Origin of the sequence: Streptomyces sp. NPDC029044 (assembly GCF_040637495.1) — a bacterium.
Lineage (GTDB): Bacteria > Actinomycetota > Actinomycetes > Streptomycetales > Streptomycetaceae > Streptomyces.
This window is the reverse complement of the sequence record NZ_JBEZWN010000006.1, coordinates 83,938-105,849: the sequence shown is the minus strand read 5'-3', so window position 1 is coordinate 105,849 and position 21,912 is coordinate 83,938. Positions and strand designations below refer to the sequence as shown.

The 21,912-nt window shown below is 71.0% G+C and carries 17 protein-coding genes and 1 pseudogene; 4 read left to right on the top strand and 14 right to left on the bottom strand.

The genetic code is table 11. From position 1 onward, the window contains the following. Positions 1-70: 70 nt before the first annotated feature. Complete coding sequence (locus AB0E85_RS08075) at positions 71-1,567, bottom strand: hypothetical protein (RefSeq protein WP_361923850.1); 1,497 nt, start codon at positions 1,565-1,567, stop codon at positions 71-73. Positions 1,568-2,012: 445 nt separating this feature from the next. Between AB0E85_RS08075 and AB0E85_RS08070 the strand changes: the two genes are divergently transcribed. Next, positions 2,013-2,678 (top strand): bifunctional DNA primase/polymerase, encoded by a 666-nt coding sequence (locus AB0E85_RS08070; protein ID WP_361923848.1) that lies wholly within the window; start codon positions 2,013-2,015, stop codon positions 2,676-2,678. 132 nt (positions 2,679-2,810) lie between these two features. Here the strand turns inward: AB0E85_RS08070 and ftsY are convergent, their stop codons facing one another. Then, entirely contained in the window at positions 2,811-4,010 is a 1,200-nt protein-coding gene (gene ftsY, locus AB0E85_RS08065) for a signal recognition particle-docking protein FtsY (RefSeq protein WP_361924054.1), read from the bottom strand. Positions 4,011-4,161: 151 nt separating this feature from the next. On the opposite strand from ftsY, the pseudogene AB0E85_RS08060 reads away from it, so the two are divergent. Continuing rightward, a pseudogene (locus AB0E85_RS08060) lies at positions 4,162-5,118 on the top strand (LLM class flavin-dependent oxidoreductase); the annotation flags it as partial. Positions 5,119-5,315: 197 nt separating this feature from the next. Here AB0E85_RS08060 and AB0E85_RS08055 read toward each other — a convergent pair. The 4 genes from AB0E85_RS08055 to AB0E85_RS08040 form a co-directional block, all read right to left on the bottom strand. Further along, positions 5,316-6,734 carry a sugar porter family MFS transporter gene (locus AB0E85_RS08055; RefSeq protein WP_361923846.1) on the bottom strand — a complete coding sequence of 473 codons (1,419 nt, stop codon included), beginning with the start codon at positions 6,732-6,734 and terminating at the stop codon, positions 5,316-5,318. Between the two features lie 222 nt (positions 6,735-6,956). Continuing rightward, positions 6,957-10,562, bottom strand: a complete 3,606-nt coding sequence (smc, locus tag AB0E85_RS08050; RefSeq protein ID WP_361923844.1) for a chromosome segregation protein SMC — start codon at positions 10,560-10,562, stop codon at positions 6,957-6,959. A 221-nt stretch (positions 10,563-10,783) separates the two neighbouring features. Further along, positions 10,784-10,987, bottom strand: coding sequence for a hypothetical protein (locus tag AB0E85_RS08045; RefSeq protein ID WP_030852030.1), 204 nt, complete (start codon positions 10,985-10,987; stop codon positions 10,784-10,786). A 378-nt stretch (positions 10,988-11,365) separates the two neighbouring features. Further along, positions 11,366-11,647 carry an acylphosphatase gene (locus tag AB0E85_RS08040; protein WP_031138144.1) on the bottom strand — a complete coding sequence of 94 codons (282 nt, stop codon included), beginning with the start codon at positions 11,645-11,647 and terminating at the stop codon, positions 11,366-11,368. A gap of 161 nt (positions 11,648-11,808) precedes the next feature. On the opposite strand from AB0E85_RS08040, the gene AB0E85_RS08035 reads away from it, so the two are divergent. Continuing rightward, positions 11,809-12,948: a CAP domain-containing protein gene (locus AB0E85_RS08035; RefSeq protein ID WP_361923841.1), complete on the top strand. Its 1,140-nt coding sequence runs from the start codon at positions 11,809-11,811 to the stop codon at positions 12,946-12,948. An 84-nt stretch (positions 12,949-13,032) separates the two neighbouring features. Continuing rightward, entirely contained in the window at positions 13,033-13,431 is a 399-nt protein-coding gene (locus tag AB0E85_RS08030) for a helix-turn-helix domain-containing protein (protein WP_361923839.1), read from the top strand. On the opposite strand, the gene mutM is transcribed toward AB0E85_RS08030, so the two are convergent. The 8 genes from mutM to AB0E85_RS07990 form a co-directional block, all read right to left on the bottom strand. Further along, on the bottom strand, positions 13,421-14,281 hold the full coding sequence (gene mutM / locus AB0E85_RS08025) for a bifunctional DNA-formamidopyrimidine glycosylase/DNA-(apurinic or apyrimidinic site) lyase (protein WP_361923837.1): 861 nt from the start codon (positions 14,279-14,281) through the stop codon (positions 13,421-13,423). The genes AB0E85_RS08030 and mutM overlap by 11 nt on opposite strands. Positions 14,282-14,386: 105 nt before the next feature. Continuing rightward, complete coding sequence (gene rnc / locus AB0E85_RS08020; RefSeq protein WP_033313178.1) at positions 14,387-15,235, bottom strand: ribonuclease III; 849 nt, start codon at positions 15,233-15,235, stop codon at positions 14,387-14,389. 7 nt (positions 15,236-15,242) lie between these two features. Then, on the bottom strand, positions 15,243-15,416 hold the full coding sequence (gene rpmF, locus AB0E85_RS08015) for a 50S ribosomal protein L32 (protein WP_003951102.1): 174 nt from the start codon (positions 15,414-15,416) through the stop codon (positions 15,243-15,245). Positions 15,417-15,418: 2 nt separating this feature from the next. Further along, the gene (locus AB0E85_RS08010) at positions 15,419-16,069 is read right to left on the bottom strand and encodes a YceD family protein (RefSeq protein ID WP_359637518.1); all 651 of its coding nucleotides are present in this window, start codon (positions 16,067-16,069) and stop codon (positions 15,419-15,421) included. Between the two features lie 124 nt (positions 16,070-16,193). After that, on the bottom strand, positions 16,194-17,306 hold the full coding sequence (locus AB0E85_RS08005) for a cell division initiation protein (protein WP_361923834.1): 1,113 nt from the start codon (positions 17,304-17,306) through the stop codon (positions 16,194-16,196). 120 nt (positions 17,307-17,426) lie between these two features. Continuing rightward, positions 17,427-17,906 (bottom strand): pantetheine-phosphate adenylyltransferase, encoded by a 480-nt coding sequence (gene coaD, locus AB0E85_RS08000; protein ID WP_361924052.1) that lies wholly within the window; start codon positions 17,904-17,906, stop codon positions 17,427-17,429. Between the two features lie 26 nt (positions 17,907-17,932). Further along, on the bottom strand, positions 17,933-18,520 hold the full coding sequence (gene rsmD / locus AB0E85_RS07995) for a 16S rRNA (guanine(966)-N(2))-methyltransferase RsmD (protein ID WP_361923832.1): 588 nt from the start codon (positions 18,518-18,520) through the stop codon (positions 17,933-17,935). A 111-nt stretch (positions 18,521-18,631) separates the two neighbouring features. Further along, complete coding sequence (locus tag AB0E85_RS07990; protein WP_361923830.1) at positions 18,632-21,871, bottom strand: helicase-related protein; 3,240 nt, start codon at positions 21,869-21,871, stop codon at positions 18,632-18,634. Positions 21,872-21,912: the final 41 nt, after the last annotated feature.

The following is a 21,912-nucleotide window of genomic DNA, read 5'->3' as shown; positions in this document are numbered from 1 at the left end:
GCATGGGGGAGCCGAGTCGGGCAGTTCGGGAGGGCCGGCCGCGGCCGGGGTTCTGGGGTCCTACGGCTTCTCAGACCGCCTCGGCGGTCTCGGGCAGTTCGGCGGCGAGCCGCTCGGTGAGGTCGACGACCTCACCGAGGTCGCCGAAGTCGCGGGCGGCGGTGTCGACCGTCTTGCGGATACGGGTGTTGACGCGCTCGGAGCGGACCTTCTTGGCGACCTGCATGGCCTCGGTGGCGAAGACCGTGCTCCGCTCGGGCTCGCGCTGGAGGAGGTGCACCGTGGCCATGCCGATCAGGTTCAGCGCGTACGACCGCTGGTGCTCGTCGTCCTCGGCGAAGAGCTGTACGGCCCGGTTCATCAGGGGCTCGGCCAGCGAGGCGTACGTGGGGCTGCGGCCGGCGACGTAGGCCAGGTCGCGGTAGGAGTGGGAGTTCTCGCCGTACAGCTCGGCCTCGGAGAAGAAGCGGATCCAGTCGGGGTCCGGCTCGTCCCACTCGTCGGCCTCGGCGAAGGTGTCCTCGGCCATCCGGACCGCCCGCTTGCACTTGCCGGGCTGCCCCATATTGGCGTAGGCGCGGGCCTCCATCGCATACAGCATCGACTGGGTCCGCGGGCTCGCGCAGTCCCGGCTGCCGTACTGCGCGAGGTGGATCAGCTCCAGCGCGTCGTCGGGCCGGCCGAGGTGGATCATCTGGCGGCTCATGCTGGACAGCACGTACGAGCCGAGGGGCCGGTCACCGGCCTCCTTGGCGGCGTGCAGCGCGAGGACGAAGTACTTCTGCGCGGTCGGCTGGAGCCCGATGTCGTACGACATCCAGCCGGCCAGCTCGGCGAGCTCGGCGGCGACCTTGAACAGCCGGCGGGTGGTGGACTCCGGCTGGGGCTCCTGGAGGAGGTCGGTCACCTCGTGCAGCTGGCCGACGACCGCCTTGCGGCGCAGGCCGCCGCCGCACTGGGCGTCCCACTGCCGGAACATCACCGTCGTGGATTCCAGGAGGTCCAGCTCGGGCCGGGAGAGCCGGCCGCGGGCGCGGCCGGAGCCGCCCGCCGGCTCGGGCTCGGAGCGCGGGGCGGGCGGCGAGGGGACGAGCCAGCGCTGCATGGGCTCGATGAGGGCCGGGCCCGCGGACAGGACCAGCGAGCTCCCGAGGAAGCCGCGCCGCGCCAGCATCAGGTCGCTGCGCGAGAACTCGCTGAGCAGGGCCACGGTCTGCGGGCCCGTCCAGGGGAGGTCGACGCCGGTCGCGGAGGGTGACTGGCGGGCGGTGCGCAGCCCCAGGTCCTCGACGGAGACGACGACGCCGAAGCGCTCCGAGAACAGCTCCGACAGGATCCTGGGGATCGGCTCGCGGGGGTTCTCGCCGTCGAGCCAGCGGCGCACGCGGGAGGTGTCCGTGGAGATGTGGTTGGCGCCCAACTGCCGTGCCCTGCGGTTGACCTGGCGGGCGAGCTCGCCCTTGGACCAGCCGCTGCGCACGAACCAGGAGGTGAGCAGCTCGTTCGGGCGCTTGTCAGCGTGCGTCGCGCTCGCAGCGTTCGTTCCGCTTCCGCCGTTGCCGCTCACTGGAACGCCCCCATCCCTGAGACCACTTGTCGCCGAGTGCGCCAAGCCCTATCAGCATGCCGCTTCGTACGGCCGTCCGTCCGGCCCTTGTCACCCTTCGAACGGAATGACGACTTGCCTCCGGCATACCCACGAGCGCATGTGCCCCCAGGGCTCGTGCACACAAAGTAATCCTACGATCACCCGTCCAGCCACGGCTCACACGGAAACGCCACCATTCGCCACCCCTTCGAATGAACTCACGTACGGCAACGCGCGATTGACTTGACACAGCACGAGCAGGAGCGGGTGCAGTGACGCACTCGGGGGCGCGCATCGTCGGGCACGCAACCGCGGGCGCGTCCGGGCGCCGAATGAACCGACCGCCGCCGGGAAGGCGGAAACAGAGAGTCACGCATCACGATCGCAGCGTAACCACCGGTGCGGCGGACCCGTTGGAGGGGGCATGGGCTTCACGATCGGCATCAGCCGGGGCATGCGCGACATCCGGTCCGGCGCACGCCGCCGCGGCCGCACGTCGGACGGTACGGCCGTGGCCGAGTACACCGGCCTGTGGGGCTGGGACGTGGTGCCCGGCGCGCGGGCCTCGGCGGGCGCCTGCTCCTGCGGCCGCGGCGACTGCCCGGCGCCGGGCGCGCACCCGCTGGACTTCGCGCCGGTTCTCGCCGCCGGGTCGACACTGGACGACGTGACCGACATCTGGGGCGAGTTCCCCGGCGCCTCGGTGATGCTCCCGGTCGGCCGGGCGTTCGACGTCATCGACGTGGCCGAACCCGCCGGCTGCCGTGCCCTGGCCCGGCTGGAACGCATGGGCCTGCCCGTCGGCCCGGTCGCGGCCACCCCGGACGGCCGCGCCCACTTCTTCGTCGCCCCCGGCGCCGCCGCCGACCTGCCCGGCCTGCTCTACCGCATGGGCTGGGACGACCCCGGCTCCCTCGACCTGCGCGGCCTCGGCCCCGGCGCGTACATCACGGCGCCGCCCTCCGACCGCGGCGGCCTCGGCCCGGTCCGCTGGCTGCGCTCCCCCGCCCTGGACTCGGCCTCCCGGCCGCCGGAGGCCCGTCTGGTGTTGGGCACGCTGGCCTACGTGGCGCACCGGTCACGGGCTTAGCGGGCCTGAGAAGGACCCCTGAGACACGGCAAGGACACAGAGCGAAGCGCCCGGCCCCGACTGCACCTCGGGGGCGGGCGCTTCTCGCGCAGGTACGGTTCTTCGCAGGTCGTGCCGCGGCTGGTGCCGAGCTCACTCCCCGATAAGGGCGTCAACGAACGCCTCCGGCTCGAACGGAGCCAGGTCGTCCGCGCCCTCGCCGAGTCCGACGAGCTTGACCGGCACGCCCAGCTCGCGCTGGACCGCGACCACGATGCCGCCCTTGGCCGTGCCGTCCAGCTTGGTGAGCACGATGCCGGTGATGTCCACGACCTCGGAGAAGACCCGGGCCTGGACCAGACCGTTCTGGCCGGTCGTGGCGTCCAGGACGAGCAGCACCTCGTCGACGGGGGCCTGCTTCTCCACGACCCGCTTGACCTTGCCGAGCTCGTCCATGAGACCGGTCTTGGTGTGCAGGCGGCCGGCGGTGTCGATGAGCACGACGTTCGCACCCATCTCCTTGCCCTCCTTGACCGCGTCGAAGGCGACGGAGGCGGGGTCGCCGCCCTCCGGTCCGCGCACGGTGTGGGCGCCGACCCGCTCGCCCCAGGTCTGGAGCTGATCGGCGGCGGCCGCCCGGAAGGTGTCGGCGGCGCCGAGGACCACGCTCTGGCCGTCGGCCACCAGGACGCGGGCGAGCTTGCCGGTGGTGGTGGTCTTGCCGGTGCCGTTGACGCCGACGACCATGACGATGCCCGGCTTGCGGTCCTCCGGCTCGGTCTTGACCGCGCGGTCCATGTCGCGGCCGACCAGCGTGACCAGTTCCTCGCGCAGCAGGGTGCGCAGCTCGTCGGGGGTGCGGGTGCCGAGCACCTTCACCCGCGCGCGCAGCCGCTCGACCAGTTCCTGGGTGGGCTGCACGCCGACGTCGGCCGTGAGCAGCGTGTCCTCGATCTCCTCCCAGGTGTCCTCGTCGAGGTGCTCGCGCGACAGCAGGGTGAGCAGCCCCTTGCCGAGGGCGTTCTGCGAGCGGGAGAGCCGGGTCCGCAGCCGGACCAGACGGCCGGCGGTGGGTTCCGGGATCTCGATCTCGGGGGCTTCGGCGGGCGGTTCCTCGACTACGACCGGAGCCGAGCCGTCCGGGAGATCCACCTCCTCTATCGTGCGCCGCGGTTCCTCCCGCGGCGTCTCGGCCTCGTCGCCGACGTGCGGCTCGGCCGGTGGGGCGGTGATGTCGGGCGCTGCGGGCGGGGGCGGGGGCAGCTGCTTCTTGCGCCGGCTGCCGACGATGAGCCCGCCGAGCGCGCCGAGCACGACCACGGCGATGACTACAGCAAGGATGACGATGTCCATAACGGGTCCAGTATCAGTCATGGGCCCCCGGGGCACCCTGCTCGCACCGCCCCGCGATGCCGCGGGGCGCGGGATCTCCACACCCCTGGCTGTCTGACGCATCGTCAGCTACCGTCCCCCCGACACCCGCCCGGTGGAGGGAGACGCCGCCATGCCCGTCACGGTAGCCCGCTTCAACCTCGTCGCTCCCGGGGCCTCTCCCGCCGAGCTCGCCGCCCGGTACCGGGCGGCTCTGGAGATGGCCGCGTACGCCGACGACCGGGGTGTCACCACGGTTCAGACGGAGGAGCACCACGGGGCCGGGAACAACTGGCTGCCGGCTCCGTTCGCCTTCGCCGGGGCGGTCTTCGGCGCCACCCGGCGGATCGCGGTCACGGTCTCGGCGATCATCGGTCCGCTCCACGACCCGCTGCGGCTCGCCGAGGAGATCGCGGTGCTGGACCTGCTGAGCGGCGGCCGGCTGGTGACGGTCGCCGGGATCGGGTACCGGCCCGAGGAGTACGACCTGTTCGGCGTGGACTTCGCCCGGCGCGGCCGGCTCCAGGACGAACTGCTGGAGACCCTGCTGAAGGCGTGGACCGGCGAGCCCTTCTCCTACCGGGGCCGCACGGTCCGCGTCACACCGCGCCCGTGCACCGACCCGCACCCGCTGCTCCTGGTCGGCGGCTCCTCGAAGGCCGCCGCCCGCCGGGCCGCCCGGCTCGGCCTGCCCTTCTTCCCCAGCGCGCACCTGCCGGAGCTGGAGGCGTACTGCAAGGAGCGGCTCGCCGAGTACGGCACCGAGGGCTGGGTGATGATGCCCGCCGCCGAGACGCCCCTGCTGCACGTGGCCGAGGATCCCGACCGGGCCTGGGCGCGGTACGGGCGGCACTTCCTGCACGAGGCACGGACGTACGCCTCCTGGCAGTCGGGCGGAGTCCGCTCGGCGGTGAAATCGGCCGCCACGACGGTCGAGGACCTGCGCGCGGAGGGCGTGTACCGGATCCTCACCCCGGACGCGTGCGTGGCGCTCGGGCTGGACTCCTACGTCCTGCATCCGCTGGCGGGCGGGATGCCGGTGGAGGAGGGGTGGCGGAGCCTGCAGTTGTTCTGCGAGCGGGTGCTGCCGGGCGCCTGGCGGGCTGACGCCTCTCGGCGTTCCCGAGGGGTGCGACGACCGGGCCGGCTTCGAGGTCCGGCGTCCTGCTCCGGTGAGCGACAGACCGCCGCCCCGGCTCGGGCAGTGGCCGAACCGGGACGGCGGCGGGTTACGGGGAGAGGGGCAGCGGGGACTTTGGCCCCTTCTCCCCGAGTCGTGGGGCGGGCCTAGCCCATCTCCTCCAGGGCCTTGCCCTTCGTCTCCTTGACGAACTTCAGGACGAACGGGATCGAGAGGGCTGCGAACGCGGTGTAGATCACGTACGTGGCGGAGAGGTTCCAGTCGGCCAGCGACGGGAAGCTCGCGGTGATGGCCCAGTTGGCGATCCACTGCGCGGCGGCGGCCACGCCCAGCGCGGCGGCGCGGATCCGGTTGGGGAACATCTCGCCGAGCATGACCCAGACGACCACACCCCAGGACAGGGCGAAGAAGAGGACGAAGACGTGTGCGGCGATCAGGGCGATCCAGCCCTGCGTGGCCGGCAGCTTGCCGTCGACGAGGTGGTAGGAGAACGCCCAGGCCTCCAGCGCCAGGCCGACGACCATGCCGACCGAGCCGATGATCGCGAGCGGTCGGCGGCCGATACGGTCGACGAAGATCATCGCGATGACGGTGCCGAGGATGTTGATGATCGACGTGGTGAAGGAGTAGAAGAACGAGTCCGCGGGGTCGACGCCGACCGACTGCCACAGCGTCGCGGAGTAGTAGAACGCCACGTTGATGCCGACGAACTGCTGGAAGACCGACAGGCCGATGCCGATCCAGACGATCGGCTTGAAGAAGAAGCTGCCGCCGAGCAGGTCCTTGAAGCTCGACTTGTGCTCGCTCTTCATGGCGCCCTCGATCTCGGCGACACGAGCGTCCAGGTCGACGTCCTTGCCCTCGACCTCGGTGAGGATCTCCCGGGCGCGCTCGTGCTTGCCGACGGAGATGAGGAAGCGCGGGGACTCGGGGATGGCGAAGGAGAGCAGCCCGTAGAGGATGGCCGGGACGACCATGACGCCGAGCATGACCTGCCAGGCCTCCAGGCCCATCAGCCGGCCGCGCTGGTCACCGTCGGCGGCGTTCAGCAGACCCCAGTTGACCAGCTGCGACACGGCGATGCCGATGACGATCGCGGCCTGCTGGAAGGAGCCGAGCCGGCCGCGGTAGGCGGGCGGGGCGACCTCGGCGATGTAGGCCGGGCCGATCACGGAGGCCATGCCGATGGCGAAGCCACCGACGACGCGCCAGAAGGCGAGGTCCCACAGGGCGAAGGGGAGCGCGGAGCCGACGGCGCTGACGGTGAAGAGGACCGCGGCGATCTGCATGCACCGGATGCGGCCGATGCGGTCGGCTATGCGGCCGGCGGTGGCGGCGCCGATGGCGCAGCCGATGAGGGCGATGGCGATGACCTGGGCGAGGGCCGCGGAGCCGACGTCGTAGCGGTCACGGATGGCTTCGACGGCGCCGTTGATCACGGAACTGTCGTAGCCGAAGAGGAAACCGCCCATCGCGGCCGCCGCCGCGATGAAGATGACGTGCCCGAGATGATCGGGATGAGCCGTCCTGGCTCCTGACTTGGGTGCCTGCGCTGTGCTGGTCACGTGTACTCCTCGGGCCACCGGCAACGCTGCCGGAGGGGATCTGCCCTTCGAGGTCCACCTGAAGGTACCTGAAGGTAAAAGGAACGTTGCCGAGACTATGCCTTCAAGTTTCGAAGTCAATAGGTCCGCAGCTGTGAATCTGAGGCAGGAGTGTGGCGGCTGTGTGTTCAAGTGTTGAAGCCACGGGGAAGCGCAGGTGAGACCGGTGTAGAGCACACGCATCTAGCGGAGGCGCTGGCTGATGACCTTCGACACACCGTCGCCCTGCATGGAGACGCCGTAGAGCGCGTCGGCGACCTCCATCGTGCGCTTCTGGTGGGTGATCACGATCAGCTGGGAGGCTTCCTGGAGCTCCTGCATGATCCGGATGAGCCGCTGGAGGTTGGTGTCGTCGAGCGCGGCCTCGACCTCGTCCATGACGTAGAAGGGGCTGGGCCGTGCCTTGAAGATCGACACCAGCATCGCCACCGCGGTCAGCGACCTCTCCCCGCCCGAGAGCAGCGACAGCCGCTTGACCTTCTTGCCCGGCGGACGCGCCTCGACGTCCACACCCGTGGTGAGCATGTTGTCGGGGTCGGTCAGGATCAGCCGGCCCTCACCACCCGGGAACAGGCGGGAGAACACACCCTCGAACTCCCGGGCCGTGTCCCGGTAGGCCTCGGTGAAGACCTGCTCGACGCGCTCGTCGACCTCCTTCACCACTTGGAGGAGGTCCGCCCGCGTCTTCTTCAGGTCTTCCAGCTGCTCGCTGAGGAACTGGTGGCGTTCCTCCAGCGCCGCGAACTCCTCCAGGGCGAGCGGGTTCACCTTGCCGAGCTGCTGGTAGGCACGCTCGGCCGACTTCAGGCGCTTCTCCTGCTCGGCCCGCAGATACGGCCTCGGCCGGTTGCGCGGGTGCTCCGGGTCCTCCGGCAGCTCCTCCCCCTCGGCGGGGGGCGAGGGCGGCACGAGCTGGTGCGGTCCGTACTCCGCCACCAGTCCGGCCGGTTCGACACCCAGCTCCTCCAGCGCCTTGGTCTCCAACTGCTCGATGCGCAGCCGCTTCTCGGCGCCGAGTACCTCGCCACGGTGGACCGAATCCGTCAACTTGTCGAGTTCCGCCTTGAGATCGCGCCCCTCGGTGCGGGCGCGGGCGAGTTCCTGCTCGCGGAGGGCCTTGGCGGCCTCGGCGGCCGTGCGCTCCTCGTCGGCACGGGCCAGGGAGACCTCGACGTGCGCGAGCAGCTGCCTGGCCCCCGCGCCGACGGCCTCGGCGACGGCCGCCTCGTGCCGGAGCCTGGCCCGTCGCTGCTCGGCACGCGCGCGTGCCTCGCGTTCCGCGCGAGCGGCCCGGTCCAGCGAGTCGGCCCGTCCGGCCAGGCCCTTGACGCGTTCCTCGTGCGTACGGGCCTGGAGCCGGGCCTCCATCTCGGTCTGGCGTGCGTTGGCGCCGTCCGCGGCGAGCCGGTCCCGGACGGAGGTGTCGGGCTCCTCCTCGATCGGCATCTCCTCGGCGACGGCGAGCCGCTCGGCGAGTTCCTCGACCTCCTGGAGCGCGGTGTCGAGGGCGTCCTGGGCACGGGCCGCGGCGGCGGTGGCACGGTCCGCCTCGCCGGTGGCACCGCGCGCCTGGCCCGCGAGCCTCCCGAGCTGCTGGGCGACGGCCGACTTCTCCCGGTCGGCGGCCCGGCGCCGCTCCCCCAGCTCCTCGACCAGCGCGGCGGCGTCCCTTCGCCGGCCGACGGCCGCGTGCTGGGCCTCGGTGAGTTCCTCGCAGCGCACGGCGAGCTCTTCCAGCTCGGCCGCCGCCTCGTCGACGGAGGCCTGCACTTCGAGGAGGCTGGGGGCGCCGGCGGAGCCGCCGTGGGCGAAGTGTGTGCCGAGGAGGTCGCCTTCGGCGGTGACCGCGGTGAGGTGGGGGTGGCCGTATACGAGGTCTTCGGCGTCTTCGAGGGTGCCGACGACGACGATGCCGTGCAACAGCCGTCGGACGGCCGGCATGAGGTCGGAGGGGCCGCGTACCAGGTCTGCGGCGTAGGTGTGGCGGGCGTCTGCAGGGCCGTTGTGGCTGGTCGCGCCCGCGTGGCGGCAGCCGCATGTCTGACACAGCCACCCGTCCATGAGGGCGTCATCGCCTGCCAGGAGCAGGGTGGCCCGGCCCCCGTCCTGTTTACGGAGGAGCCGGATCGCGTCGGCCGCCGAGGCCGGGGTCGTGACGGCGATCGCGTCGGCTGCCGCTCCGAAGGCCGCGGCGACGGCGACCTCGTGGCCCGGGGCCACCGTCAGCAGCTCCGCCGCCGGGCCCAGCAGGCCGGAGAGGCGGTCCTTGGCCGCGAGCAGTATCCCGGTGCCGTCCTTGCGGCGCAGGCCGAGGGCGAGGGCCTCGTGGCGGGCCTGGGTCGCGGCGCGCTTGCGTTCCGCCGCCGTGGCCGCCTCACGGGCTGCCGTGAGGGCGGCCTCGGCCTCGGTCAGCCGTACCTTCGCTTCCTCGTGCTGCCCCGCCAGTTCCACATCGCCGGCATCGAGGCCGTCGACCTCAGCCTTGAGTGCCTCGTACTCCTCCTGCGCGGCGACGGCACGCTCCCGCGCCTCGTCACGGGCGGCGGCCAGGCGCTCGATCTCGGCCTGGGCGGAGGCGGCTCGGGAGCGGGCGGCGTTGACCTGGCCGCTGAGCCGGGCCAGCCCCTCGCGCCGGTCGGCGATGGCCCGGGCGGCGTCCTTCAGACGCCGTTCCTCCTGGGTGAGCGCGCGTTCCAGCTCGGCGCGGTGGGCGACCGTGTCCTCCAGGGCCCGCTCGGCCGCCTCCAGGGCCGCCTCCAGCTCGGCCTCCTGCTCACGGATGCGGGCGGCCTCGCGCTCCATGTCCTCGGGGTCGCGACCGCGCCGCTCCTCGGGGGGCGCGGAGGTGGCGCTCTTCACCCGGGCGTCGGCCAGCGAGATCGTGCCCCGTACGCGTTCGGCCAGCTGGGAGAGCTCGTACCAGGTCTGCTGGGCGCGCTGGAGCCGCGGGGTGAGCTGCCGTACCTCGTCCTCCAGGAGGGCCTCGCGCTGGAGCGCCTTGCGCAGTTCCCGTTCGGCGGACTCCCTGCGCTCCTTCAGCGCGGCCTCGTCGGCGACCTCGGCCTGGAGGGCTTCCCGGAGCCGCACGAGGTCGTCGGCAAGGAGGCGCAGGCGGGCGTCGCGCAGGTCGGCCTGGATGACGGCGGCCCTGCGGGCGACGGCGGCCTGGCGGCCGAGGGGCTTGAGCTGCCGTCTGAGCTCGTCGGTGAGGTCCTGCACGCGCGCGAGGTTGGCCTGCATCGCGTCCAGCTTGCGCAGCGCCTTCTCCTTGCGCTTGCGGTGCTTGAGGACGCCGGCGGCCTCCTCGATGAAGGCGCGTCGGCCCATGGGATCGGCGTGCAGCACGGAGTCGAGCTGGCCCTGCCCGACGATCACGTGCATCTCGCGGCCGATGCCGGAGTCGGAGAGGAGCTCCTGGATGTCGAGGAGGCGGCAGGTGTCGCCGTTGATCTGGTACTCGCTGCCGCCGTTGCGGAACATGATCCGCGTGATGGTGACCTCGGCGTACTCGATGGGCAGGGCCCCGTCGGAGTTGTCGATGGTCAGGGACACCTCGGCGCGGCCCAGCGGGGGGCGGCCGGTGGTGCCGGCGAAGATGACGTCCTCCATCTTGCCGCCGCGCAGCGACTTGGCACCCTGCTCGCCCATGACCCAGCTGAGGGCGTCGACGACGTTGGACTTGCCCGAGCCGTTCGGTCCGACGACGCACGTGATCCCCGGCTCGAACCGGAGGGTGGTCGCGGAGGCGAACGACTTGAACCCGCGGAGGGTCAGGGCCTTGAGGTGCACGCCGCCGGACTCTACCGCCCGGGTCGGTCTCACTCCATGAACCGACGGTTTCGCCGCTGAACGCGCAGGGCACATCAGACGTTAAAGACGGTGAAAGGATGCGGGGGCAAGCAAGGCAAGAAAGAAGGGACGCCGACAGGGCGTCCCTTGCACTTCAGACAACTAGGCGGTTGTGACGGGCGGCCCAACCACTGCTGTGCTGTTGTGGAGCGGTGCAGTGATCAGGTGAGCGCAGGCTCCGCCTGGTGTGCGTCAACGCTCTCCATGATCCTGTCGTGAGAAGCGGCAGCCGTCAGCGCTTCGTTCTCCGCCTGGATTCGTCCGAGCTCGGATTCCAGGTCCTGGACGCGCTGCTGGAGCCGTCGCATCTCGGCGAGGAGTCGAGGGTCGGAGCCGCCGACGTAACCGAGAAGCGCCTTTGCCATGATGGATGGTCCTCCACAATGCGTGACCGACCGCTGCGGTGTGGGTCGTGAGGGATTCGCACCCGCGGTCTTGGCAGGGCCTGGAGTTGTGCTGCCGTTCAGCCATGCCAAACAGCTAAGGTGCGCGGGGCTTTCAGCGTCTCACCAAAAAGTTTGACGGTCAACACGATCACGCCCCGTATTGGGGGCGGCCCGGGCGCGCGCGGCCTGGAACGGCCGCACTGCGGCTTCTGCGGGGCCCTCGGGGCGTGGCGATCATCTTTGCGGGTGGAGCGGGCCGAAGCAAGCGGTTCTCGGCAATCACCAGCGAGTTTCCGTCCGGGGCGGTCGTCCGCGAGCCTTCCGCGGGCGGCCTCGGGGGCCGCCCGGCGGACGTGCTCAGCGGATGGCGAAGCCGTCGTAGCCGCCGCGGGGTGTGTCCCAGATCTCGGTGACACCGTCCACGCGGCCGGGCGTGTCGTCACTCTGGAGCCACTCCAGGAGCCCCTCGCAGCCCTCGCGCCCGCCCTCGGCGACCACTTGGACCCGCCCGTCGCCCAAATTGAGAGCAAAGCCACTCAGGCCGCCGATCTCCAATGCCTTGGCCCGCGTGAACCAGCGGAAACCCACACCTTGGACGCGTCCACGCACCCAGGCGACCAATCGCACATCCTCGCTCATGACTGCAACCTAACCGCCCAATCTCCCTCCGGGCACTTCCTCCACTTGCGCCATGCGGTACCGTCCCCCCTCAACGAATCTCATATGAAACTCACACGATCGAGTGAGTTTGGTGTTGATCTCGAGGACGAGTCGACCGCCAGGACGAGGAAGGCCAGGACATGGGACGCCACCGACGCTCCGACGCCGGCCGCGCCGCCACGGGCCGCGCCACGGGAATCACCCACGCAAACGGCTTCGCGGAGGGGCACGATCCGCTGTACCCCGCCGCGGACGACGCCCCGACGATGGGCATCGCGCCCTATCTGAACCCGGAGGCGTACGCCGGCACGTACGCGAAGAGTGAGGCCTACCTGTTCGGGGCGGAGGGGTCCGCCGCCGGTGACCGCTTCACCGACACGGCCGTCTTCGCGAGCGACGGCTTCACGCCCGACGGCGGCGCCCGCCGCTCGGGGTCGCACCGCCGTCGCAAGAAGACCGCCCGGCCGATGCGCACCGGCCTGCTCGGCGTCTCGGCGGCCGTCGCCCTCGGCACGGTCGCGGTCGCCACCGGCGCCGTGCCCGGCCTCGACAACTACAAGCTCGGCGGAGGCGGCGGGGCCGACAAGGTCCAGGCCGGGGACACCCCGACGAACACCCCGATCGAGCAGGGCGGCACCTCCGGCAGTGCCGACGGCCGGGACGACACGTCCACCAGTCGGGACGCCGAGCGATCCGGCTCCCCGTCGCCCTCCGCCTCGAAGTCCTCCGCCGCACCGACGAAGACGCCCGAGAAGCCGGAGAAGACGCAGGAGAAGACGCCCGAGAAGACCCCGGAGAAGAAGAAGCCGGCGGCCACCCCGAGCGAGAAGCCGGACAGCACGCCCTCCCGTACGGCCACCAAGGCTCCGAAGGCCCCCGGCGCCTCCGCCGCCCTGGCCGGGGAGTCCGCCGCCGCGGCCCAGGTGCTCAGCCTCGTGAACGAGGAGCGGGCCAAGGTGGGCTGTAGCCCGGTCGCCGCCAACAGCGCCCTGACCGGTCTCGCCCAGAGCTACAGCGAGGACATGGCCGCGCGGGGCTTCTTCGACCACACCGACCCGGACGGCCGCACGCCGTGGGACCGGGCCGAGAAGGCCGGGATATCCAACCTCGGCGGCGAGAACATCGCCCGCGGCCAGGCCGACGCCGCTGCCGTGATGGACGCCTGGATGAACAGCCCCGGTCACCGCGCGAACATCCTGAACTGCGACTTCAAGACGCTGGGCGTCGGTGTCGAGTTCGGCTCGGGCGGTCCCTGGTGGACCCAGAACTTCGGCTACTAGGACGACCCGGAGCTTCCCGAGAAGGCACTAACTCACGGTTAGTGCCTTCTGTCGGTTAGCGCTGTGCTGGCGTACGCTGGGCATATGACCACCACCCAGGAGCTCGCGGAGGGGCTCGACGACCTCCCGTACAACGTGTTCGCCAAGGCCTGCCCGTCGCGCGGCACCCTGGAGCACGTCATGGGCCGCTGGGGCGGCCTCACGCTCGGCGCCCTGTACGAGGGCTCGCTGCGCTTCAACGAGCTGCGCCGCCGTGTCGACGGGGTGAGCGAGAAGATGCTGTCCCAGACGCTGCACGCCCTGGAGCGCGACGGCCTCGTCCACCGCGAGGCCCAGCCGACCAACCCGCCCCGGGTGGACTACGAACTGACGCCGCTGGGACGCCACGTCGCCGAGCGGCTGCTCGCCCTCATCCACTTCGTCGAGGGCAGCATGGACGAGGTCCTGGCGGCGCGCGAGCGGTACGACTCCGCTAGGGCGTGATCCGCGGCGGCCGCTGGCACTTCGGGCAGTAGTAGCTCGACCGGTTCATCCAGGGCCGCCGCCGCATCGGCGTGCCGCAGCGCCGGCAGGGCAGGCCCTCGCGGCCGTACGCGTCGAGCGACCGGTCGAAGTAGCCCGACTCCCCGTTGACGTTGACGTAGAGGCTGTCGAAACTGGTGCCTCCCACGGCGAGGGCCGCGTTCATCACGTCCCGCACGTGCCCCAGGAGCATCAGGGTGCGCGGGCGCGTGAAGGCTGCGGTGGGGCGCTCGTAGTGGATGCGGGCGCGCCACAGGGCCTCGTCCGCGTAGATGTTGCCGACGCCGCTGATCAGCGACTGGTCGAGCAGGGCCCGCTTGATCGTGGACCGCTTGCGGCGCAGCGCCTGGTGAAAGGCCTCGTCGTCGAAGAGCGGGTCCAGCGGGTCGCGGGCGATGTGCGCGATGACGTCGGGCAGGCCGTCGGGAGTGTTCTCGTGCAGCGACAGACCGCCGAAGGTGCGCTGGTCGACGAAGCGGAGTTCGGTGTCCAGGGCGTCGGTGAAGCGGACGCGGATGCGCAGGTGCTTCTCGTCCGGGGCGGTGTGCGGCTGGACCAGGAGCTGGCCGCTCATTCCGAGGTGGGCCAGGATCGACTGATCGGTGTCCTCCAGGGGCAGCCACAGGTACTTGCCGCGGCGGCTGGGGACGCCGATGCGGTGACCCTTCAGGCGGTGTGCGAAGTCGTCGGCGCCCGCGAGGTGGCGGCGCACGGCGCGCGGGTGCCGCACCTCGGTCTCGGCGACGGTCCGGTGGGCGACCCACCGCTCGAGACCGCGCCGTACGACCTCGACCTCGGGCAACTCGGGCATGGGGTCCCCCGTCACAAAGGCGTGTGGATGACGCGAGCGCCCGCCCCGGGCAGGGGCGGGCGCTCGGGTGCGCTGTGCTCGCCGCCCCGGTGCGGGCGGCGGCGGTCAGCCGTCGGCGGAGCCGTCGACGGCTGTGTGGGCGGCCTGAGCAGCTGCCGTCTGCGTCGCCTCGGCGGCCTTCGCCGCCTTGGCGCGCTCGTCCGCCGCGGCCCGGATGGACCGCCATGCGGACTCGGCGGCCTGCTGCTCCGCCTCCTTCTTGCTGCGGCCGGTGCCGGTGCCGTACGAGACGCCTCCGACGCGGGCGGCAGCAGTGAAGGTCTTCTCGTGGTCGGGGCCGGTCTCCGTGACCAGGTACTCGGGCACACCGAGCCCCTCGGTCGCGGTGAGCTCCTGGAGACTGGTCTTCCAGTCCAGGCCGGCTCCGAGGTTCGAGGACTTCTCGATCAGCGGGTCGAACAGACGGTGCACCAGCTCCGCCGCCGAGTCCAGCCCTTGGTCGAGATAGACGGCGCCGATCACCGCTTCGAGGGTGTCGGCGAGGATGGATGCCTTGTCCCGGCCGCCCGTGCCCTCTTCACCGCGGCCGAGCCGGATGAAGGAGCCCAGGTCGAGCCCGCGGCCGACCTCCGCCAGTGCACGCGAGTTGACCACCGCGGCCCGCAGCTTGGCCAGCTGGCCTTCGGGCAGGTCGGGGTGGGTGCGGTACAGCGTGTCCGTGACCACGAGGCCGAGTACGGAGTCCCCGAGGAACTCCAGGCGCTCGTTGGTCGGCAGACCGCCGTTCTCGTATGCGTACGACCGGTGGGTCAGTGCGCGCACCAGAAGGGCGGACTCGAGCTTGTAGCCGAGCCGCCCTTCCAGAAGCGTGTGGGACGAGGCCTGGTTGTCCGCCGGAGCACTCCCGCTCGCACGGGAAGACTTGTTCTTAGGCGTGGACACAGTGCCTCTCACCAGCCGCTCAGACCTCGAGGACCTGGCGCTTGTTGTAGGTGCCGCACGACGGGCACGCGATGTGCTGCTGCTTGGGCTCGTGGCAGCGCTCGCACGCAACCAGGGTGGGGACCGCAGCCTTCCACTGCGACCGGCGGTGGCGCGTGTTGCTGCGCGACATCTTCCGCTTCGGAACAGCCACGGCTACTTCTCCTGCTTCTCGTCGACGCCCGCTTCCGCGTCAGCGCCGCTCATCTCGTCCTTCTCGCCGTCCTTCATGGTGCCGGCGAGTCCCTGCAATGCCGCCCAACGGATGTCGACGGCGTCATGGTGGTGGTCCGGGTCGTCCGCCAGCCGCGCGCCGCACTCGGCGCACAGCCCGGGGCAGTCTTCCCGGCACACCGGCTGCATCGGCAGTGCGAGCACCACCGCATCACGCAGCACGGGCTCGAGGTCGAACAAGCCGTCCTCGAGGAAGAGCCTGTCCTCGTCGTCCTCGGCGTCGTCGCCCGGCTCCGCGATCACGCGGCCCCGGTCGTCGGCGTCAGGGTACGAGAACATCTCCTGGAACTCCGCTTCGAGCTCCTGCTCGAGCGGCTCCAGACACCTTACGCACTCCCCCTCGGCCGCGGCACGGGCGGTGCCTGTGACGAGCACCCCTTCCATGACCGACTCCAGGCGGAGTTCGAGCTCCACCGGGGCGCCTTCCGGCACTCCGATGACTCCCTTGATACCGAGGTCCTTGGGAGCGTCGACCGTGCGGGTCAGGCGCTGCAGCGCACCAGGCCGCCGACCCAGCTCGTGTGTGTCGAACACGAGGGGGTTGCGGTGGTCGAGGCGGGCGTTCAGGGCCATTCCTGCTTTCGGTGAGAACTCGGGGACGCCGCCCTTCGGTGTTCCCGGGCAGCGTTGATCGCGGACGTACACGCGACCGAAGAGCCAGGATACTGGACCTTTCGCTGTCGGCCCAATCCGGTCCTCAGCCCTGACCCCGGCCCTGCTCGTAGGCCCGCAGCTGCTCGGCGCTGATCATGCTGGTGTCGAAGAGGCTGGTCTCGTCGAGGGCGTACCCCTGGTGGCCCTGCTGCCCCGGGGATGCCTGTTGCGGCTGCTGCTGGGCCTGGTTCGGGTCGTAGGCGGCCTGCTGGGGGTCGTAGCCCTGGAAGGGGGCACCTCCCGCCGGAGCGTAGCCGGAGGTGGCGGCGTACGGATCGGCCTGCTGGTAGCCGTAGGGGTCCTGCTGCGCGGCGTAGGCCTGCTGCGGGTAGCCGCCGTAGGGGTCGGGCTGCTGCTGGTAGCCGTACACGGGCTCGGGCTGCTGTGGCTGTGCGTAGTCCTGCTGCTGGGCGGGACGCGCGGCCGGGGGGCTCTGGTCCGCCAGGGCCGCCAGGTCGGCGAGGTAGTCGGCGTCGCTGGAGTGCTGGACGGTGCTCGCGTCGTCGGAGAGGGCTCCGAGGTCGTCGCTGGCGATCCGGCCGTGCAGCTTCTGCCGGCCGCGGCCGACGGCCTCCAGGGTCTTGGCGAGGACCGCCTCGAAGGCGCCCAGCTTGACGTCGACGTACTCGTCGGCACTGCGGCGCTGGGTCTCGGGGTCGTGGCTGCGCTCGGGGGCGTCCTCGTCCTCGTAGCCCTGCTCGTCGGTGCCGGGCCCGGTGCCCAGGAGCTTCTCCCGGCCGCGGCCGACGGAGCCCAGGGTCTTGGTGAGGACGACCTCGAAGTTGGCGAGCTTGGAGTCGACGTACTCGTCGGCCTCGGCGCGGATCTCCTCGGCCTCCTGGCGGGCCTCGGCGAGGATCCGGTCGGCCTCCGCCTGGGAGCGGCGGGCGACCTCGGTGCCGGAGACCAGGGAACCGCGCTCGGCGTGCGCGCCCTCGATGATCCGCTGGGCCTCCTGGCGAGCCTCTTCGACCATCTGCTCGCGGCCGCCGATCAGCTCCTGGGCCTGGGCGAGGGAGTCGGGCAGCGCCGCGCGCACCTCCTCCAGCATCGCGAGCAGGTCGGCGCGGTTGACCACGCACGAGGCCGACATGGGCATGGACCGGGCGCCGGAGACCGCGGAGACGATCTCGTCGAGCTTCTTCTGCACGTCCACCGTGTGCTCGCCACTCTCTACAGATGCGTTGGAGACGGACGGGACGACTGTACGGCCACGGGGTCGGCCGGGAACACCGGGTGACGGGCAGTCAGGCCCCGCGGGGCGTCCGGGGCCGGTTCAGTCCTTCCTCAGGCGCTCGGTGAGGATGCCGAGGACCTCCGGGGGCACCAGGTGGGAGACGTCGCCGCCCCAGGTCGCGACCTCCTTGACCAGGGAGGACGACAGGAAGCTGTAGGTGGGGTTGGTGGGGATGAAGAGGGTCTCCACACCCGAGAGGCCGTTGTTCATCTGGGCCATCTGAAGCTCGTAGTCGAAGTCGCTGACCGCGCGCAGGCCCTTGACGATGGCGGGGATCTCGCGCTGCTTGCAGAAGTCGACGAGCAGGCCGTGGAAGGCTTCCACGCGGACGTTGCCGTACTCGGCGGTGACCCGGCGGATCAGGTCGATCCGCTCCTCGATCTCGAACAGGCCCTTCTTGGCCTGGTTGATCATCACCGCGACGTAGACCTCGTCGTACAGCCTGGAGGCGCGGGAGATGATGTCGAGGTGTCCGTTGGTGATCGGGTCGAACGACCCGGGACAGACGGCGCGGCGCACTTGTGTTCCCTCGCTCTCCGGTCCGGTCATCGTGCGTCTTCGCACGTAGAGGCGGCGCGACCGTACCAAAACGTTCCCTCGCCGTAGCGACGGGCCCGGAGGGGTTCGAAACCCTCGGGCCACCGGAATTCACCGCCTCTGGTGCTGCGCTCCACGGTGACGAGGGCTTCCTCGGCGAGCCAGCCCTCCGAGCGGAGTGTGAGGAGGATCTCCCGAAGATCGTCGTCCGTGACGGCGTACGGGGGGTCGAGGAAGACGAGGTCGTACGGGGCGTCGGGGGGTGATGTGCGGATGATCTGTTCCGCTTTGCCGGATCTGACCTCGGCGCCGGGGAGGCCGAGGCTCTTCGCGTTCTCGCGGACCGTGCGGACGGCTCTGGCGTCGGCCTCGACGAGGAGGGTGTGGCCCGCGCCCCGGGACAGCGCCTCCAGGCCCACCGCGCCCGAGCCGGCGTAGAGGTCGAGGACGCGTGCGCCGTCCAGGGGGCCGCCGAGGAGGGACTGCCAGGTGGAGAAGAGACCTTCGCGTGCGCGGTCGGAGGTGGGGCGGGTGCCGGTGCCGGGTGGTACGGCGAGTCGACGTCCGCCGGCTGTGCCGGCGATCACGCGGGTCATCTGTGGTCCTTGGTCGTGGGCGGCTTCAGGTCCATTGTGGCTGGTCGCGCCCCGGCGGCGGTAGCCGCATACGGATTACGCCCCGCGCCCCTGAAAGAGGGTCAGTCCCCCTCACCCCTTTTCCAGGTACTGCTCCCGCTCCTCGTCCAGGAGGGCGTCCAGTGCCGTGCGCAGGGCCGGGAGGCGGGTCAGCTCCGGGTCGTTCGCGACCACCGCCGTCGCCTCCTCCCTCGCCTCCGCGATGATCTCCTCGTCCTCGATGACCGCGAGCATCCTGAGGCTCGTCCGGGCGCCCGACTGGGCCTGGCCCAGGACGTCGCCCTCGCGGCGTTGTTCCAGGTCGATGCGGGAGAGCTCGAAACCGTCGAGCGTGGAGGCGACCGCGCCCAGGCGCTGGCGGGCCGGGCTCGCCTCGGGCATCTCGGTGACCAGGAGACAGAGGCCGGGGGCCGAACCACGGCCCACGCGGCCGCGCAGCTGGTGGAGCTGGGAGACGCCGAAGCGGTCGGCGTCCATGATCACCATGGCGGTCGCGTTCGGGACGTTGACGCCGACCTCGATGACCGTCGTGGCGACCAGGACGTGCGTCTCGCCGGCGGCGAAGCGGCGCATCACGGCGTCCTTGTCGTCGGGGTGCATCCTGCCGTGCAGGACTTCGACCCGCAGGCCCTTGAGGGGGCCCTTGACCAGCTGGTCGGCCACGTCGAGGACGGCGAGGGGCGGGCGCTTCTCCGCGGCGTCCTCCGGGGACTGCGGCTTCTTCTTGCCGGACTTCTTCGGGTCGTCCTCCTCGTCGCCGATGCGGGGACAGACCACGTACGCCTGGTGGCCGTTCTCCACCTCCTCGCGGACCCTCTCCCACGCGCGGGACAGGAAGTGGGGCTTGTCCGCCGCCGGGACCACATGGCTGGCGATCGGCGATCGGCCCGCCGGGAGCTGGTCCAGGACGGAGGTCTCCAGGTCGCCGAAGACGGTCATGGCGACCGTGCGCGGGATGGGCGTGGCCGTCATGACCAGCAGATGCGGGGGTTGCTTGCCCTTGCCGCGCAGGGCGTCCCGCTGCTCCACGCCGAAGCGGTGCTGTTCGTCGACCACGACCAGGCCCAGGTCGTGGAACTGCACCTTGTCCTCGATCAGCGCGTGCGTGCCGATGACGATGCCGGCTTCGCCGGTGGTGAGGTCGAGCAGGGCGTGCCGCCGGGCCGCCGCTCCCATGGAGCCGGTGAGCAGCACCACCTTGGTGGCCTGCTCGGCCCCGCCCAGCATGCCGCCCTCGGCCAGTTCGCCCATCATCTCGACGATGGACCGGTGGTGCTGCTGCGCGAGCACTTCGGTGGGCGCGAGCATGGCGGCCTGACCGCCCGCGTCGACCACGGCGAGCATGGCGCGCAGGGCGACCATGGTGTTGTGGGTGACCGTGAAGTTGTCGGTGACGTAGGCATGGCTGGGGTGGGCGACGCTGATGCACTGGACGGGCTTGCGGCCCACGTACTCGACGGCCCGGATACCGCGACGGAACGTGTTGTACTTCGGCCTGGTACGCACGCGTTCTGCTTTGCGGGTGAGCCGGAACGGGGGATACGCGTCCGGCAGCGACACCTGCACGTTGTACGCGGCCTTCCTGGGCAGCACGCGTGCCCGGCCGCCCAAAGAGCGCACGAGCCATGCGACGTCCTCCGCGAGCCGGCGAGAAGCCGAGCAGAGGGAGATGCTCAGGCCGTCGGCCTGGACGGTGCCGTCCGTGTCCAGAAGCCCTTGCAGGACGGCGAGACGGTCCTTGATCGAAGCGTTCTTGAAAGCCGGGGGGACGAACTTGTCGTGGGACGTCCTTCCCCAGAGGCCCAACTCGCGCAAGACCTGGATGACCGGATTCCGCACGCCTCCAGCACGTCGCTTGAGCTGGATCGTGTAGTCACAGTGGGACCCCTTCACCGGTACAAGCCGGCAATCAGGCGCCACTGCCGCCGCCACCGCCTCACGAATCTCGTCGTCGATGGTGGAAAGACGGAGATCGTGCCGGAATGAACCATCCCCCAACAGCAGCCCGATCAGGTAAGGGTCGAGGGGCAGCCCGGCGTCGCCACCGAGGTCGACCGGCTGCGCAGGCGGGATGTACCACTTCGAGGACCCGTTGGCCTTGAACGTGTCGAGACGGATCTCCCGGGTCGTCATGACCTTGGGAGTCTGGCCACGGTGCCAACCACCACTCGTGCCGACGATCCAGAGGTGCTCGTCGTCGCACTCGACGGAACTCCCGTCGGACAGGACCAAGCGCCACACGTCGCGCTCACCCTGCGGGAAGACACCATCGATCAGCCCGATGCCTCCGTCCGGCACGACCACCTCGTCACCCACCCGCAGATCTCCCATGCGACGGAAGCCCGTGGGTGTGAGCACCAGCGAGTCGAGGGGCTGGGCCTTGCCCGAACCCACCTCCCCCTGCAACAGTCGGTGCATCGGATGGTCCGTGGCCAGGTCGTCGAAGATCTCCCGGGAGACGCGCTGCTGGCCGTCGGTGAGGGTGAAGGGGAGGCGGGCGTCGAAGGCGGTGAGGAGGCCGTCGGGGGCGGGCCTGCGGGGGACGGCGGGGAGTTGGGCGTCCGCGTGGCGGCGGCGAGCCAGGGCGACCTGGAGGACGAAGGCCTCGTCCCACTTGAGGCGGGAGCGGGCGTCCTCGATGTCGGCCTTGGTCTGCGGGCGGTGGATCTTCAGCAGGGCCTCGGGGAGGGGCACCAGGCCGCGGCCCTCGCGCAGGGACTCCGGGAGCGGCTCGACGGCCTCCCGGGCCGTCGGCAGGACCGTCTGGATCGCCTTGCCGATCTTCCAGGACTCCATCTTGGCGGTGGCGGGGTAGATCGGGATCAGCGCGCCCGCCCACGTCTCGACGGATTCCTCCGGGTCGCCGCGCAGCAACTCGTATGCCGGATGGGCGAGTTGGAGGCGGCGATTGAAGACGGAGACCTTGCCCGCGAACATCGCGCGGGTGCCCGGCAGCAGTTCCTTGTGGGGCTTGTGGACGCCTGCGCCGAAGAAGACCAGTTGGAGCCGGCCGCTGCCGTCCGTGATCGTGACCTCCAGGCGCTGGCCCTTGCCGCGCGGGGCCTTGGCGGAGGCGAACGTGTGCAGGCGGGCGTCGGCGACCTGCGCGACCACCGTGACGTGCTCGTCCATGGGGAGGTCGGCGAGGTGGGTGAGCTGGCCGCGCTCCTCGTATCTGCGCGGGTAGTGGTGGAGGAGGTCGCCGACGGTGAGCAGGCCGAGGTGCTCGGCCATCACCTTCGCGGTGGCGGGGCCGAGCACCGACTTCAGCGGCTGTCGCAGGGGTTCTTCCAGTGCGGGCACGAGATCCATTGCACACCACGCCACTGACAATGGCTCCCAGGCCACGGCCG